The 13,666-nt window shown below is 61.4% G+C and carries 13 protein-coding genes, 1 rRNA gene and 1 pseudogene; 12 read left to right on the top strand and 3 right to left on the bottom strand.

Going from position 1 to position 13,666, the window contains the following annotated elements; all coding sequences use genetic code 11:
* The 12 genes and pseudogenes from rrf to ACRDT3_RS18375 all read left to right on the top strand — a co-directional run.
* A 5S ribosomal RNA gene (gene rrf, locus ACRDT3_RS18430) occupies positions 1 to 105 on the top strand; the annotation flags it as partial.
* A 389-nt stretch (positions 106 to 494) separates the two neighbouring features.
* Positions 495 to 1,649, top strand: a pseudogene (locus ACRDT3_RS18425) (hypothetical protein); the annotation flags it as partial.
* 171 nt (positions 1,650 to 1,820) lie between these two features.
* Positions 1,821 to 2,612, top strand: a complete 792-nt coding sequence (locus tag ACRDT3_RS18420) for a hypothetical protein (RefSeq protein WP_431494375.1) — start codon at positions 1,821 to 1,823, stop codon at positions 2,610 to 2,612.
* Positions 2,613 to 2,660: 48 nt separating this feature from the next.
* A complete protein-coding gene (locus ACRDT3_RS18415) occupies positions 2,661 to 3,668 on the top strand; it encodes an HAD-IIA family hydrolase (protein WP_431494374.1) in 1,008 nt (335 codons plus the stop codon).
* A gap of 2 nt (positions 3,669 to 3,670) precedes the next feature.
* Complete coding sequence (locus tag ACRDT3_RS18410; RefSeq protein WP_431494373.1) at positions 3,671 to 3,844, top strand: hypothetical protein; 174 nt, start codon at positions 3,671 to 3,673, stop codon at positions 3,842 to 3,844.
* Entirely contained in the window at positions 3,841 to 4,629 is a 789-nt protein-coding gene (locus ACRDT3_RS18405; protein ID WP_431494372.1) for a TlyA family RNA methyltransferase, read from the top strand. Before ACRDT3_RS18410 ends, ACRDT3_RS18405 begins: the two co-directional genes overlap by 4 nt.
* Before the next feature lie 74 nt (positions 4,630 to 4,703).
* Positions 4,704 to 5,729, top strand: coding sequence for an NAD kinase (locus tag ACRDT3_RS18400; protein WP_431494371.1), 1,026 nt, complete (start codon positions 4,704 to 4,706; stop codon positions 5,727 to 5,729).
* Between the two features lie 117 nt (positions 5,730 to 5,846).
* Positions 5,847 to 7,601, top strand: a complete 1,755-nt coding sequence (recN, locus tag ACRDT3_RS18395) for a DNA repair protein RecN (protein ID WP_431494370.1) — start codon at positions 5,847 to 5,849, stop codon at positions 7,599 to 7,601.
* A gap of 107 nt (positions 7,602 to 7,708) precedes the next feature.
* Positions 7,709 to 9,388, top strand: coding sequence for a CTP synthase (locus ACRDT3_RS18390; protein ID WP_431494369.1), 1,680 nt, complete (start codon positions 7,709 to 7,711; stop codon positions 9,386 to 9,388).
* A 117-nt stretch (positions 9,389 to 9,505) separates the two neighbouring features.
* The gene (locus tag ACRDT3_RS18385) at positions 9,506 to 10,150 is read left to right on the top strand and encodes an NUDIX domain-containing protein (RefSeq protein ID WP_431494368.1); all 645 of its coding nucleotides are present in this window, start codon (positions 9,506 to 9,508) and stop codon (positions 10,148 to 10,150) included.
* Positions 10,147 to 11,070, top strand: a complete 924-nt coding sequence (gene xerD / locus ACRDT3_RS18380) for a site-specific tyrosine recombinase XerD (RefSeq protein WP_431494367.1) — start codon at positions 10,147 to 10,149, stop codon at positions 11,068 to 11,070. The genes ACRDT3_RS18385 and xerD overlap by 4 nt, the downstream gene beginning before the upstream one ends.
* A gap of 17 nt (positions 11,071 to 11,087) precedes the next feature.
* Positions 11,088 to 11,594 carry an 8-oxo-dGTP diphosphatase gene (locus tag ACRDT3_RS18375; RefSeq protein ID WP_431494366.1) on the top strand — a complete coding sequence of 169 codons (507 nt, stop codon included), beginning with the start codon at positions 11,088 to 11,090 and terminating at the stop codon, positions 11,592 to 11,594.
* On the opposite strand, the gene ACRDT3_RS18370 is transcribed toward ACRDT3_RS18375, so the two are convergent.
* From ACRDT3_RS18370 to ACRDT3_RS18360, 3 genes are all read right to left on the bottom strand, one after another.
* The gene (locus ACRDT3_RS18370; RefSeq protein WP_431494365.1) at positions 11,591 to 11,803 is read right to left on the bottom strand and encodes a helix-turn-helix domain-containing protein; all 213 of its coding nucleotides are present in this window, start codon (positions 11,801 to 11,803) and stop codon (positions 11,591 to 11,593) included. The two genes, ACRDT3_RS18375 and ACRDT3_RS18370, sit on opposite strands and share 4 nt — an antisense overlap.
* On the bottom strand, positions 11,803 to 12,300 hold the full coding sequence (locus ACRDT3_RS18365; protein WP_431494364.1) for a DUF2975 domain-containing protein: 498 nt from the start codon (positions 12,298 to 12,300) through the stop codon (positions 11,803 to 11,805). Before ACRDT3_RS18365 ends, ACRDT3_RS18370 begins: the two co-directional genes overlap by 1 nt.
* Before the next feature lie 178 nt (positions 12,301 to 12,478).
* Positions 12,479 to 13,618, bottom strand: a complete 1,140-nt coding sequence (locus tag ACRDT3_RS18360) for a bifunctional 2-methylcitrate synthase/citrate synthase (RefSeq protein WP_431494363.1) — start codon at positions 13,616 to 13,618, stop codon at positions 12,479 to 12,481.
* Positions 13,619 to 13,666 lie beyond the last annotated feature (48 nt).

Here is a 13,666-nt window from a genome sequence, read left to right as displayed (position 1 = left end):
AGCGTGGGGGAAACGCCCGGTCCCATACCGAACCCGGAAGCTAAGGCCCACTGCGCCGATGGTACTGCACTCGTGAGGGTGTGGGAGAGTAGGTCACCGCCGGACTTAACTTATGTGTGTGAGGCCCTTGGCACCTGTTGGTGCTAGGGGGCCTCACCTGTTTAACCAGACTCCTGGTAAACGACTTGCTACTGGCGATGGGCTCAGTTTCATGCTGAGCCCTTTTGTCGTTAACCCCATTTTTAAAAGGGTTGAATCTATCATGAGGCTTCGATCGATTATGAATGCGTCGATGGCTGGGGGACAACCTTAGAGCCGCCACTGAGTGTCTTGCCACATTGGACCTGTTTCCCTATGGTATGACTCGTGCCTCCCGTAGACTTGAATTTAGATGTACATGCCTTTAGGGCGTGCTGAATAGTAAATAGTGAAGTGATTTGCAAAGGCAAACACGAAGGTTGCGGTATTGAGATAGCCGCTGAAGGGGACATTAGATGTCTAACGAATTCCGCCGTAACTCCGACAACGGACGAGGCGACTTCCGGAACTCAGATTCAAACCGCAACAACTCCCGCGATGGCTTCAAGCGTCGCGACGACCGTGGTGATTTCAAGCGCACCGACGACAACCGTGGTGGCTTCCGCGGTGACCGTAATGCTGACCGCGGCGGTGACTTCAAGCGTGATGACAACCGTGGTGGCGGCTTCAAGCGCGATGACAACCGTGGTGGCGGCTTCAAGCGTGACGACAACCGCGGTGGCTTCAAGCGTGATGACAACCGTGGTGGCGGCTTCAAGCGCGATGACAACCGCGGTGGTGGCTTCCGCAACGATGACCGTGGTGGTTTCCGTGGCGAGCGTCGCGATGACCGTGGTGGTTTCCGTGGCGAGCGTCGCGATGACAACCGCGGTGGCGGCTTCAAGCGTGACGACAACCGCGGTGGTGGCTTCCGCAACGATGACCGTGGTGGTTTCCGTGGCGAGCGTCGCGATGACAACCGCGGTGGCGGCTTTAAGCGTGACGACAACCGTGGTGGCGGCTTTAAGCGTGATGACAACCGTGGTGGCGGCTTTAAGCGTGATGACAACCGTGGTGGCGGCTTTAAGCGTGATGACAACCGTGGCGGTGGCTTCAAGCGTGATGACAACCGCGGTGGTGGCTTCCGCAATGATGATCGCGGTGGCTTTAAGCGTGATGACAACCGTGGTGGCGGCTTCAAGCGCGATGACAACCGCGGTGGTGGCTTCCGCAACGATGACCGTGGTGGTTTCCGTGGCGAGCGTCGCGATGACAACCGTGGCGGTGGCTTCAAGCGTGACGACAACCGTGGCGGCTTCAAGCGCAATGACGACCGTGGTGGTTTCCGTAGTGATCGCAATGATGATCGTGGCGGCTTCAAGCGTGATGACAACCGCGGTGGTGGCTTCCGCAACGATGACCGTGGTGGTTTCCGTGGCGAGCGTCGCGATGACAACCGTGGCGGTGGCTTCAAGCGTGATGACAACCGTGGTGGCGGCTTCCGCAATGATGATCGCGGTGGCTTCAAGCGTGATGACAACCGTGGTGGCGGCTTCAAGCGCGCCGACGACCGTCGCTCGAAGGGTGAGTACCCAGCACGTGAAGACCGCTTTGCCGATAAGCGCGGTGATGCACCACGCGCACACAATCCTGGCGATCTTCGCATCTCGAACCGTGCCGATCGTGAGCAGTCCCCAGATATCGATGAAGATGTTACCGGTAAGGAGCTGGACCGCGTAGCACGCGCCCAGCTGCGTTACCTCGAAGAGCGTTCGGCTAGCTGGGTCGCCAAGCACCTGGTGATGGCTGGCCGCCTGCTCGAAGAAGACCCCGAGCTGGCCTACGAGCACACCCTGGCAGCTTCGCGCCGCGGGGGCCGCGTCGCAGTGGTTCGCGAGGCCGTTGGCATCGCTGCTTACCACGCCGGCAAGTACGCCGACGCACTGCGCGAGCTGCGTACCCACCGTCGTATTTCCGGCTCGGACTACAACCTGCCATTGATCGCTGACTCGCTGCGTGGCCTGGGCCGCCCAGAGAAGGCAATCGAGCTAGCCCAGTCCGAGGAATGCGCCAACCTGGAAAGCGCCGTCAAGGTTGAAATGCAGATCGTTGCTGCTGGTTCCTACGGTGACTTGGGCAAGCTGGACAAGGCTCTGGCTGAGCTGGAGTCGCTGGAACAGCTGAACTTCAACCGCGCGTTTTCCTTCAGCCCACGCCTGTTCACTGCCTACGCTGATCTGCTGTCAGCTGCCGGCCGTGCAGAGGACGCGAAGCGTTGGAACGCACAGGTCGAGGTTGCCGAAAGTGCCCTGGGCATCGAGCGTGAAACCGAATCCTTCATCATGGACCTGGCTCCGGAGATGGACGAGGAAGAGGAAACCCCACGCGCCAAGGATCTGATCGAGCCTTCCGATGCTGAAGCTGAAGAAGCAGATTCTGACGCCGAAGAGGCAGAAGCCGAAGATGCAGAAGCTGATGCTGAAGAGGCAGAAGCCGAGCAGACCGGCATCGACGAGGAAGATGACCTCAACGAAGTCATCGAATCCGACACGGAAGCCACCGAAGCTGACGTGGAAGAAGAATCGGCGAAGTAAGCTTTGGCATAATAGCCAAATACCTCAAGTAGTAGGAACCACCACCGAATGCTGATCTCCGGATTTGATTCCGTCCTCTCTGACTTGGACGGCGTCGTCTATGCTGGCCCGAACGCCATTGACGACGCCGTGGAGTCGCTGAACACCCTCGCGGAAGTGAATGTCACCCTGGCGTTCATTACCAACAATGCGGGGCGTTCGCCGATGTCCGTCGCGGCCCACCTGCGCCAGCTGGGCGTGAAGACCAGCGCTGAGCAGGTCTTCGGTTCGGCCGATGCCGGTGCGGAGATGCTGGCCCGCGAATTGAATCCGGGATCCAAGGTTTTGGTGGTGGGTTCCCCCTACCTGCGTGAGTGCATTGCCGTGCGCGGGTTGGAAGTCGTCGAATCCCATAAGGAAGAACCCGTAGCGGTGATCCAGGGGTTCGACCCGGACATCTCGTGGAAGAATCTGGCCGAGGCCAGCTACGCGATCAACAACGGCGCCAAATGGGTTGCCACCAACACCGACCTGACGATTCCGCGCGCCGAGGGCCTGGCCCCGGGCAACGGATCGCTGGTCAATGCGGTGAAGCTGGCCACCAATGTGGAACCACGCGTGGCGGGCAAGCCCGAATCCTACCTGTTCGCGCGGGCCGCGGACCGATTGGATTCCCATCGCCCGCTGGTCGTGGGCGACCGCTTGGATACCGACATCCTCGGCGGCTTCCGTGCCGGGTTCTCCACCGCACTGGTGCTCACCGGTGTGGACACGCCGCGCACCGCACTGGGCGCTCCGGTCGAGCAGCGCCCCAACTACCTCATCAATTCGATGGCTGATCTGTACCGGCCATACCCGACCATCAAGGTGCTGGGCTATGGCGTGCAGGTCGGCGACGCGGTTGCCAAGCTGGATAACGGCGCCATCGAAGTCTCGGGCAGCGACCAGGACCTGAATGCCTGGCGCGCCGCCTGCCATGCCTGGTGGCTGGCCCATCCGCGCCAGTCGGGGCACGAAGAACCGGAAATCCGATTCACCGAACGCGGGCTGGATGCCCTGCGCAAGATTCGAGGCTAAGCATGCTGCCACCGAATTCCGTCCCGAGCCCTGGCCCTCGCGGGCTGGACGATGCAGCAGTGGAGCAGGCACTATCCTCCCTGGCCGACCATGACATTACCGAGCATGCCGGAATCTATGAGCAGTTGCTCGCCGGCCTGCAGCAAGAACTGAATCGTACGGAGCACGGCGCGTGAATCGCCTGGATCAAGAACTTGTCACCCGTGGGCTGGCGCGCTCGCGCACCGAAGCAGCCAAGCTGATCGATGCCGAGAGGGTGCTGTTGAACAGGCAGGCCGCTACCAAAGCCGCCAAGAAGGTTTCCGCCACCGATGAACTGGCCCTGGTGCCCAGCGAAGGCGAAGAGTACGTTTCGCGTGCCGGGCATAAGCTCGCCGGCGCCCTAGATGTCTTTACGACTATTGATCCCGCTGGCCTGCGCTGCCTGGACGCTGGCGCCTCCACCGGTGGTTTCACCGATGTGCTGTTGCGCCGCGGTGCAAAGACTGTGGTCGCAGCCGATGTAGGCCATGGACAGCTGGTCGACGAGATCCGCGAGGACCCGCGCGTCGCGGTGCACGAAGGGCTGAACGTTCGCTATCTGGCCCCCGAAGATATTGGGGGATCCGTCGACCTCGTAGTAGCCGACTTGTCCTTTATTTCGCTGCGCCTGGTGATTGGCGCCTTGGCCGGGGCTACCAAGGACGGCGGCTTCCTGCTTCTGATGGTCAAGCCCCAGTTCGAGGTCGGTCGCGAGCACCTGAACCGCACCGGTGTAGTCACGGATCCCGGCTTGCGCCGCAGCTCCGTTGAAGCGGTGGTCGCCAGCGCGCAAGCCGCCGGACTGCACTTGCGCGGGCTGGCCCGCAGTCCGCTGCCGGGACAGGATGGCAATGTCGAATTCTTCCTCTGGCTTGCCGCCGGGGAGGATCCACAGCCTGCCGATGTTCCACGCATCGGGCAGAACGTTGACTATTCTTAGAAGTGACGTGTTTTAGCCGTGGTCGATAACCATGGTCATTTTGCACCTCGCGATGCTGAGAGGGGCCGACCGCCTTGCGCCGAATCCTGATTTTCACCCATACCGGACGCCAAGAAGCGGTCACCGCGGCCATAGAGACCTGCGCCCTGCTCAATGCCGCCGGAGCCATCCCGGTGATGCGCCGCAAAGACCAATTGGCAATGACCGAAGCGATCGGGGCGGCCGTGCCCTCGGTGCAGGTGCTCGGCGATGATTGCCAGATCGAAGACGTCGACATGGGCGTCGTGCTCGGTGGCGATGGCTCGGTGCTGCGCGCCGCGGAACTGGTGCGCGAATCCCCGATGCCGCTGGTGGGTGTGAACCTCGGGCATGTGGGTTTCCTTGCCGAAGCTGAACGCAGTGAACTGGCCTCCACCGTAGAAGCGCTGGTCAATGAGACCTACACCGTGGAAGAACGCATGACCATGGAGGTCAAGGTGTGGCTGGATAACGTCTGCCTCGCCGAGACCTGGGCCTTGAATGAAGCCGCAGTGGAAAAGGCCAATCGCGAACGCATGGTCGAAGTCGTGATCGAGGTCGACGGCCGCCCGATCTCCACCTTCGGTTGCGATGGCGTCGTGATGGCCACGCCTACCGGTTCCACCGCCTACTCCTTCTCCGCCGGCGGCCCTGTGGTCTGGCCGGATGTGGCGGCGCTGATCATGGTGCCGATCTCCGCGCACGCACTGTTCGCCAAGCCCCTTGTCATATCCCCGGATTCGATCATGGCCGTCGAAATGCTCACCCGCACCGACGCCGGTGCCGTGCTCTGGTGCGATGGCCGGCGCACCATCGAGCTGCCGCCGGGAGCCCGTGTGGAAGTAACGCGCAGCGACCGCCCGGTGTACATGGCGCGATTGAACACCACTCCGTTCTCCGAGCGCCTGGTCAACAAGTTCGAGCTGCCCATTACCGGCTGGCGCGGTCCGGCAAAGGAAGAGGCACGCCGTCCGGCCACTACGGCATTGCCGGTGATCGGACCGGGCCTGCAAAGCGTCGATCCGCATTACCGCGATGAACCGGGCATTCCCATGGTGGGACGCCCCGAGGACCTGGACTGAATAGCAGCCTCGAAGAAAAATTTTCCACACGCTCGAACATAGTTACGAAAAATAGGGTTAGAACACATATACTAAAAGCGCACGGTACGACTTGAACTCGACATTCGGGAGCAGGCAATGATTCAGGAAATCCAGATCTCCAACCTCGGGGTGATCACCGAGGCCACGCTTCCGCTTGGCCCGGGTCTCACGGTAGTAACCGGTGAGACCGGCGCTGGCAAGACCATGGTGATTACCGCCCTGTCCCTGCTGCTCGGGCGCCGGGCCGATGCCGGTGCGGTACGCAACGGCGCCAAGCACGCCCTGGCTGAAGCTGTCGTGCACTTGCCGCCAGATCACCACGTGCTCGATGCCGCAGGCCAGGCCGGCGCGTTCATCGAACCAGCGGGGGAGAACAGTGAACTGCTGCTTTCCCGCTCGCTCTCGGCCCAAGGCCGTTCCCGTGCCACCATCGGCGGACGCAGCGCCCCTGTGGGCTTGCTGGCCGAGCTGGGGCACGATCTGGTTGCCGTCCATGGCCAATCGGATCAGATTCGCCTCAAGGAGCCGGTAGCGCAACGCGATGCCCTGGACCGCTTTGCCGGAAGCTCGCTGTCTCGCACGCTAAGCAATTACCAGCGTGCGTACCGCCAGTGGCGTTCGGCTTCCAAGGAGCTTGCGGGCCTCAATACCGAATCGCGCAACCGTGTGCGCGAAGCAGAGAACTTGCGCCTGGCGCTGGACGAGATCGATTCATTGGATCCGCAGCCGGGCGAGGACGAGTCCCTGCGCGAGCAATCCATGAAGCTGGGCAATGTGGAATCCCTGCGCACCGCCAGCCGGCAGGCGCAGGCTGTCATCGACTCCGAAGATTTCGAGAACCCGGGCGTGACTACCTTGGCGGAGACCGCCCGCGGCGTGCTGGCCCAGGCCAGTGACGATGACACCGCGCTGGCCGCCTTCGCGGAGCGGGCAGCGGAACTGGGCATTCTTGCCTCGGAACTCTCCAGTGATCTTGCCGCCTACGTTGCCGACCTCGATGAAGAAGGCCCGGAGCGCTTGGCGCAGATTGAAGCCCGCCGTGCCGACCTGAGCAAGCTCATGCGCAAGTACGCCCCGAGCATTGATCAGGTGCTTGCCTGGGCCGCCGAATCCCGTACCCGTCTCGAAGAACTTGGCGGGGATGACTCGCGCATCGAGGAACTGGAAACAGAAGTCGTTGAATTGGAGCACAGGGTCGCCTCGCTGGCCTCGGACCTCTCCGATGCTCGCCGCAAGGCTGCCAAGAAGCTCTCCGCGCAGGTTTCAGCCGAGCTGAAGGCCCTGGCGATGCCGGATGCCAAGCTCGTCATCGAAGTGAAGGAACTGGAAGAACCGGGCGCCTTCGGCCAGGACGCGATTTCCATGCTGCTGGCCCCGCATGCCGGAGCCTCGCCGCGACCGCTGGGCAAGGGTGCCAGTGGCGGCGAGCTCTCCCGCGTCATGCTGGCCATCGAAGTCGTCCTGGCGGCGGTCGACCCGGTGCCGACCTTCGTCTTTGACGAGGTGGACCAGGGTGTGGGCGGCAAAGCGGCGGTGGCCATTGGCGAGCGCCTGGCGATGCTGGCAAAGCATGTGCAGGTCATCGTGGTGACCCACCTGCCCCAGGTGGCCGCCTATGCGGATCGGCACATTCGTGTGATCAAGAATTCAGATGCCAAGTCGAAGGCGGGAGCTGGCTACACTGCCAGCGATGTCATCAGCTTGGACCAGGAGGCTCGCGTCAAGGAACTTGCGCGCATGCTCGCTGGCCAAGAGGAATCTGGCACGGCGCAGGCGCATGCTGAGGAGTTGCTTGAAGAAGCGCAGAATCTAGTGTCATCGCTCACCTCCAAGAAATTGGCGAGAGCCTAAAAGTCTTGGTGAGCCCCTGAATTACGGCAATGCTAGGGCATTGGCCGGTGGTGCACTAGAGTCTTATGAGGATGCGAAATATTGGAATGGTGATAGGATGAAATCCCGTGGTGCAGCGTAATTCAACTCGTGATTCTCGGTCGTCTGAAACGACAAAGCATATCTTCGTCACCGGCGGTGTGGCCTCTTCCCTGGGTAAGGGATTGACGGCATCCAGCCTTGGACATCTACTTCGAGCTCGTGGTCTCTCAGTGACCATGCAGAAGCTCGACCCGTACCTGAACGTCGATCCAGGTACTATGAACCCTTTCCAGCACGGTGAAGTCTTCGTTACTGACGATGGCGCAGAAACCGATCTGGATATCGGACACTATGAGCGGTTCCTGGATGAGAACCTTCCTGGTACCGCCAACGTGACCACCGGACAGGTCTACTCGACCGTCCTGGAACGCGAACGCCGCGGTGAGTACCTCGGCGATACCGTTCAGGTCATTCCTCACATCACCGACGAGATCAAGCGTCGTATGCGCTTGGCCGCAACCGAACCAGGCGCCGGCAAGTCGGCTCCTGACGTGATCATCACGGAAATCGGTGGCACCGTCGGCGATATCGAATCCCAGCCATTCCTCGAAGCAGCACGCCAGGTCCGCCAGGACATCGGCCGAAAGAACGCATTCTTCGTACACGTTTCCCTGGTTCCATTCATTGGCCCAAGCCATGAACTGAAAACCAAGCCTACCCAGCACTCCGTTGCCGCTTTGCGCTCGATCGGTATCCAGCCAGATTCGCTGGTAATCCGCTCGGACCGTCCAATCCCAGCAGAAATGCGCGCCAAGCTCGGCCGCACCTGCGACGTGGACACCGAAGCAGTGATCAACTGCGCCGATGCCCCAAGCATCTACGACATCCCTAAGGTCATCCACTCCCAGGGCCTGGACGCCTACATCGTCCAGACCTTGGAGATGAAGTTCCGCGATGTCGACTGGGCTTCGTGGGATCGTCTGCTTGAAGTCGTGCACAACCCGGCAACCGAGCTGACCGTAGCTTTGGTGGGCAAGTACATCGATCTGCCAGATGCCTACCTGTCGGTCACCGAAGCACTGCGAGCCGGTGGTTTCGCAAACAACGCCAAGGTCAACATCCGCTGGGTACCAGCAGATGACTGCGCTACCGAAGCCGGAGCGGCCAAGGCGCTTGAGGGTGCAGAGGCAATCTGCGTCCCCGGTGGCTTCGGCATCCGCGGCCTGGAAGGCAAGCTGGGCGCACTGCGCTTCGCTCGCGAAAACAAGCTGCCAACCTTGGGCCTGTGCCTGGGACTGCAGTCGATGGTCATCGAGTACGCCCGCAACATGGCTGGCCTCACCGATGCATCGTCCACCGAATTCGATCCGGAAACCTCGACCCCGGTCATCGCGACCATGGAAGAGCAGCTGGACATCGTTGACGGCAAGGGCGACCTGGGTGGCACCATGCGCTTGGGCCTGTACGACGCAAAGCTGCTCGAGGGATCGGTTCTGGCTGAGACCTACGGCAAGACCGAGGTTGCAGAGCGCCATCGCCACCGCTACGAGGTCAACAACTCGTACCGCGCGCAGCTCGAAGAGGCTGGCCTGGTCTTCGCTGGCACCTCGCCAGATGGCAACCTGGTCGAGTTCGTTGAACTGCCAAGGGAAGTACACCCGTACTACGTCTCCACGCAGGCTCACCCAGAGCTCTCCAGCCGCCCAACTCGCCCGCACCCGCTGTTTGCAGGTCTGGTCGAGGCAGCTCTGAAGCTGCGCAAGTAATACAGCTTGCCAGGGGTAAAACTCTGAAGGCAATGCGCGCCGGTCATTACTGACCGGCGCGTAGCTGTTTAAGCTGGAGAATAACGACCAGCATTTTTCTACCGAAGGACGATCCTCGTGCCGCTGCATCCGATAGCCGATGAATTCTCACCGCGTGAATTGCTGAACCGTGAAACCGTGTACGAGGGCCGGATCTGGGACGTCGTCCATGACACTGTGAAGCTCTCCGAGTCCGGGGCGACCATCGAACGCGACTACATCAACCACCCCGGCGCGGTCAGCGTTCTGGTCATGGACACTGAAGAACGCATCTTGATGGTCAACCAGTACCGTCACCCGGTCGGCATGCGGCTGTGGGAAATTCCTGCCGGGCTGCTCGATGTGGCTGGCGAACCACCTTTGGAGGCTGCCAAGCGCGAATTATGGGAAGAAGCGGACCGGACCGCCGATCATTGGTCGATCCTCACCGATGTCTTCCTGAGCCCGGGCTCTTCGGCCGAGGCCGTGCGTGTCTACCTGGCCCGCGATGCGAAACTGGTTGCTGCCGATCAGCGCCATGAGCGCACCGAGGAGGAAGCCGAAATGATCAGCACCTGGGTGCCGCTGGAAGAAGCCGTTGCAGCCGTGCTGGCGGGCAAGATCCATAACCCCACCGCGACGATCGCGATCCTTGCCGCTCATGCAGCCCGTACCAACAAGTACTTGGACCTGCGCGATGCGAACGAGCCATTCGATGTGCACCCATACCTGCGCGAAGGATGAGCAACCGATTCGAGACCCCGCTCAAGCGCTACCTGCAGCATCTGGCGATCGAGCGTGGGCTGGCCGAGAATACCCTGGCTTCCTACCGGAGGGATCTGCTTCGCTACGTTGAAGCGCTGCAGGCAGCCGGTGTCGCGCAACCGCAACAGATTACCGAGCTGGCCATCAGCGGCTACCTGCAGGATCTATCCCGCGGAGACGAGGAGCATAAGCCGTTGAGCGCTCGCTCGGTCGCACGTCATTCGGTAGCCATCCGTCAACTGCACAAGTATTGGGAGCTCGAAGGGATTTGCGCGCCTAATCCGGCCCGCGAGATCCAGCCCCCGGCCATCGGGCAATCCCTGCCCAAGGCGATTTCCATTGATCAGGTCACCAGGATCCTCGAATCGGTGAGCATCGAAACCCCTGCCGGGCTACGGGATCGCGCGATCCTGGAATTCTTGTACTCCACCGGTGCGCGTATTTCCGAAGTCGTGGACCTGGACGTTGATGACCTGCACTTTGCCGAAGACGCCGTGGTGCGCTTGTTCGGCAAGGGATCCAAGGAACGGGTCGTTCCGGTCGGCGGTTATGCCCAGCGTGCGGTCAGCGATTATCTGGTGCGTGCTCGTCCCGGGCTAGCCGCCAAGGGCAAGGGCATTCCAGCGTTGTTCCTGAACCAGCGCGGGGGACGGCTTTCGCGCCAATCGGTTTGGCTGCTGCTTTCGAAGGCGGCCGAGCGCGCCGGGATTACCACCGAGGTGTCTCCGCATACGCTGCGCCATTCCTTCGCCACTCATTTGCTGGAGGGCGGGGCGGATGTGCGGGTGGTCCAGGAACTGCTGGGACATGCATCGGTCACCACCACGCAGATCTACACCAAGGTCACCGTGGATTCGCTGCGTGAGGCCTACCAGCTGGCCCACCCGAGGGTGAACTAGTGGTGGTGGGCAGCCACATGCGTGGTGCCAAGCAGGTAGCCCTCGTGGCGCTGCTGCAGGAGCGCGAAGGGCGGCTGCACGTGTTGCTCGGACGCAAGCGTCGCGGATTCGGCAAAGGCAATATCGTGTTGCCCGGCGGCAAGATCGAGCAGGGAGAGAGCGCGACGCAAGCGGCCATCCGGGAATTCTCCGAGGAAACCGGGCTCGTCCTCGCACCGGAGGAGCTGGAGCCTGCGGCGCAGGTCAATTTCCGTTTCCCAGCCCAGCCTGCAGCAGGCATGGAATGCGCAACCTTCATTGCCCGGAAGGCATCGGGTCAGCTGCACATCACCGAGGAACTCGAACCGCGGTGGGCCGATCCAGCGGCTTTGCCGTTAGACCAGATGTGGCAGGATTCCCCGTTGTGGCTGCCGCAACTCGTCGCCGGCGGGAAATTTACCGTCGAGATCGTGCTGGCAGAGGACAACGAGTCGGTGCAGAGCATTAGCTTCGAGAACTGGGACGAGCCAGCTAGCAGTATCTAGTCCTGATCAGTTTCGAAGATCAAGAGGTCACCGGGCTGGCATTCCAGCTCTCGGCAGAGGGCTTCAAGGGTGCTGAAGCGTACGGCCTTGGCACGCCCGTTCTTGAGCACCGCGAGGTTGGCCGGGGTAATGCCGATGCGTTCGGCCAACTCGCCGACGGCCATTTTGCGGCGGGCCAGCATCACGTCAATATCCACGCGGATTCCCATTAGATCACGCCGCCCAGCTCGGTACGGAGCGCAGCGGCTTGAGCCTCGGTCATTGCCGCTTGTTCGAGCAGCTGACGCAGTACGAGCACGATGATGCTGATGCCGATCATCAGCACCCCGGCTCCTCCGACAAGAAGCACGACTCCGGGTGCAATTTCTGTGCTGGCGGCGAAGATGGCTCCGAGGGCAAAAGTGGCTACGGCGCCAATCATGAATGCAATGATGATGGTGGTTACATAGCCCAAGGAAGCGGGATCGAAAACGGTGCCGCGTTTGACTCTCGTGGCTAGTTTCCACACGCTGTAGACGCAGGTTTCAATGATCAGCCCGGCGAGAAGCAAGTAGCTGAGGAAAGAGGCTTGAAAGAACTTGTCGGTGCCGTTGCTCGGCGATTCATGGATCAAGATCATCGGGATCATGAACAGCTGCACAAATAGCGTGCCGGCCAAGATCACGGCCAGAACTACCTTCAAACCGATAATGCTGAATTTTCCCATGGCAAAAGACCTTATCGTTCTTCGAAATGTATCTATCGTTAAACGATAGGCCCATTGGTCTGGGACTGCAACCCTGGGCAACGATGGCAAGCCGATGTCGCCGCGCCGCTGGCACGAAAATGGCCACGGGCCGACGCGATTGCGTCGTCCCCGTGGCCAATGCCAGGCTTCGAGGTGCTTACAGCGAGCGCTGCTCCACGCCGTTGTAAGCCGAGAGCGGGCGAATCAGCGCGTTGGCTGCGCGCTGCTCGAAGATGTGGCTGGTCCAGCCGGTGATGCGTGCCGCGATGAAGATCGGGGTGAACATCTCGGTGTCGAAGCCCATCAGGTGATAGGTGGGGCCGGCAGGGTAGTCGAGGTTCGGCTTGATGGCCTTGGCCTCGTCCATGGCTGCTTCCAGGCCGTCGTACAAGCCCAGCATCTCATGGCGGCCGTAGTGCTCGATCATGCGATCCAGTGCGGCCTTCATGGTTGGCACGCGGGAGTCGCCGTGCTTGTAGACGCGGTGGCCGAAGCCCATGACCTTCTTCTTGGCGGCCAGTGCGTCCTCCATCCACGACTTGGCGCGCTTGGCGGCATCCTCGCGGGATTCCTCCTTGTCGATGCCGATCTCGTTGAAGGTATGCATGACCGCTTCGTTGGCGCCGCCGTGCAATGGGCCCTTCAGCGCGCCGATCGCCCCGGTGACGGCCGAGTGCAGGTCGGAGAGGGTCGAGGTAATCACGCGGGCGGTGAAGGTCGAAGCGTTGAAGGAGTGCTCCGCATAGAGCACCATCGACACGCGGAAGGCGTCGACAACCTCGGGGGCTGCTTCTTCGCCGAAGGTCATCCACAAGAAGTTCGAGGAGTAATCCAGATCTTCGCGTGGAGCTACCACGTCCTGGCCGCGGCGGCGGCGCTGGTCGTAGGCGACCACTGCGGGGAAGGCCGCGAACAGTTCCTTGGCCTTGAGCAGCTCCGCCTCGGGGGAGGAGTTCTCGGCCTCCGGGTGGTTGGCGCCAATTACCGAGACCGCGGTGCGGCCCACGTCCATGGGATGGCAGTCAGCTGGCAGCAGGTCGATGGCGGCCTTCACGCGTGGGTCCAGCGCGCGGTTGGCCCGCTCGAAAGCGCTGAACTCGGTCAGTTCGCTTTGCGTTGGCAGTTCGCCGGTCCAGAGCAGCAAGGCGACCTCTTCGAACGACTTGTTCGCGGCCAGATCCTGGACTGGGTAGCCGCGGTAGAGCAGCGAGTTGGTGTCTGGATTGACCTTGGAGACGGCGGTGTAGTCAACGACGACGCCTGCTAGGCCCTTCTTGATTTCCTCGGTGGCAGTCATTCTTGCTCCTCTTCATTGCCGGAGAATAATAATGCTTTGGGTTGCGCC

The organism is Glutamicibacter sp. (assembly GCF_050701915.1).
Classification (GTDB): Bacteria; Actinomycetota; Actinomycetes; order Actinomycetales; family Micrococcaceae; genus Glutamicibacter.
This window is presented reverse-complemented; position numbering and strand designations above follow the sequence as displayed.

Bases quoted from the DNA above. Each gene is read 5' to 3' on its own strand.
- xerD (WP_431494367.1), top strand. From the start codon at position 10,147: ATGAGCAACCGATTCGAGACCCCGCTCAAGCGCTACCTGCAGCATCTG.
- ACRDT3_RS18415 (WP_431494374.1), top strand. From the start codon at position 2,661: ATGCTGATCTCCGGATTTGATTCCGTCCTCTCTGACTTGGACGGCGTC.
- ACRDT3_RS18365 (WP_431494364.1), bottom strand. From the start codon at position 12,300: ATGGGAAAATTCAGCATTATCGGTTTGAAGGTAGTTCTGGCCGTGATC.
- recN (WP_431494370.1), top strand. From the start codon at position 5,847: ATGATTCAGGAAATCCAGATCTCCAACCTCGGGGTGATCACCGAGGCC.
- ACRDT3_RS18420 (WP_431494375.1), top strand. From the start codon at position 1,821: ATGGCTGGCCGCCTGCTCGAAGAAGACCCCGAGCTGGCCTACGAGCAC.
- ACRDT3_RS18360 (WP_431494363.1), bottom strand. From the start codon at position 13,618: ATGACTGCCACCGAGGAAATCAAGAAGGGCCTAGCAGGCGTCGTCGTT.
- ACRDT3_RS18375 (WP_431494366.1), top strand. From the start codon at position 11,088: ATGCGTGGTGCCAAGCAGGTAGCCCTCGTGGCGCTGCTGCAGGAGCGC.
- ACRDT3_RS18370 (WP_431494365.1), bottom strand. From the start codon at position 11,803: ATGGGAATCCGCGTGGATATTGACGTGATGCTGGCCCGCCGCAAAATG.
- ACRDT3_RS18410 (WP_431494373.1), top strand. From the start codon at position 3,671: ATGCTGCCACCGAATTCCGTCCCGAGCCCTGGCCCTCGCGGGCTGGAC.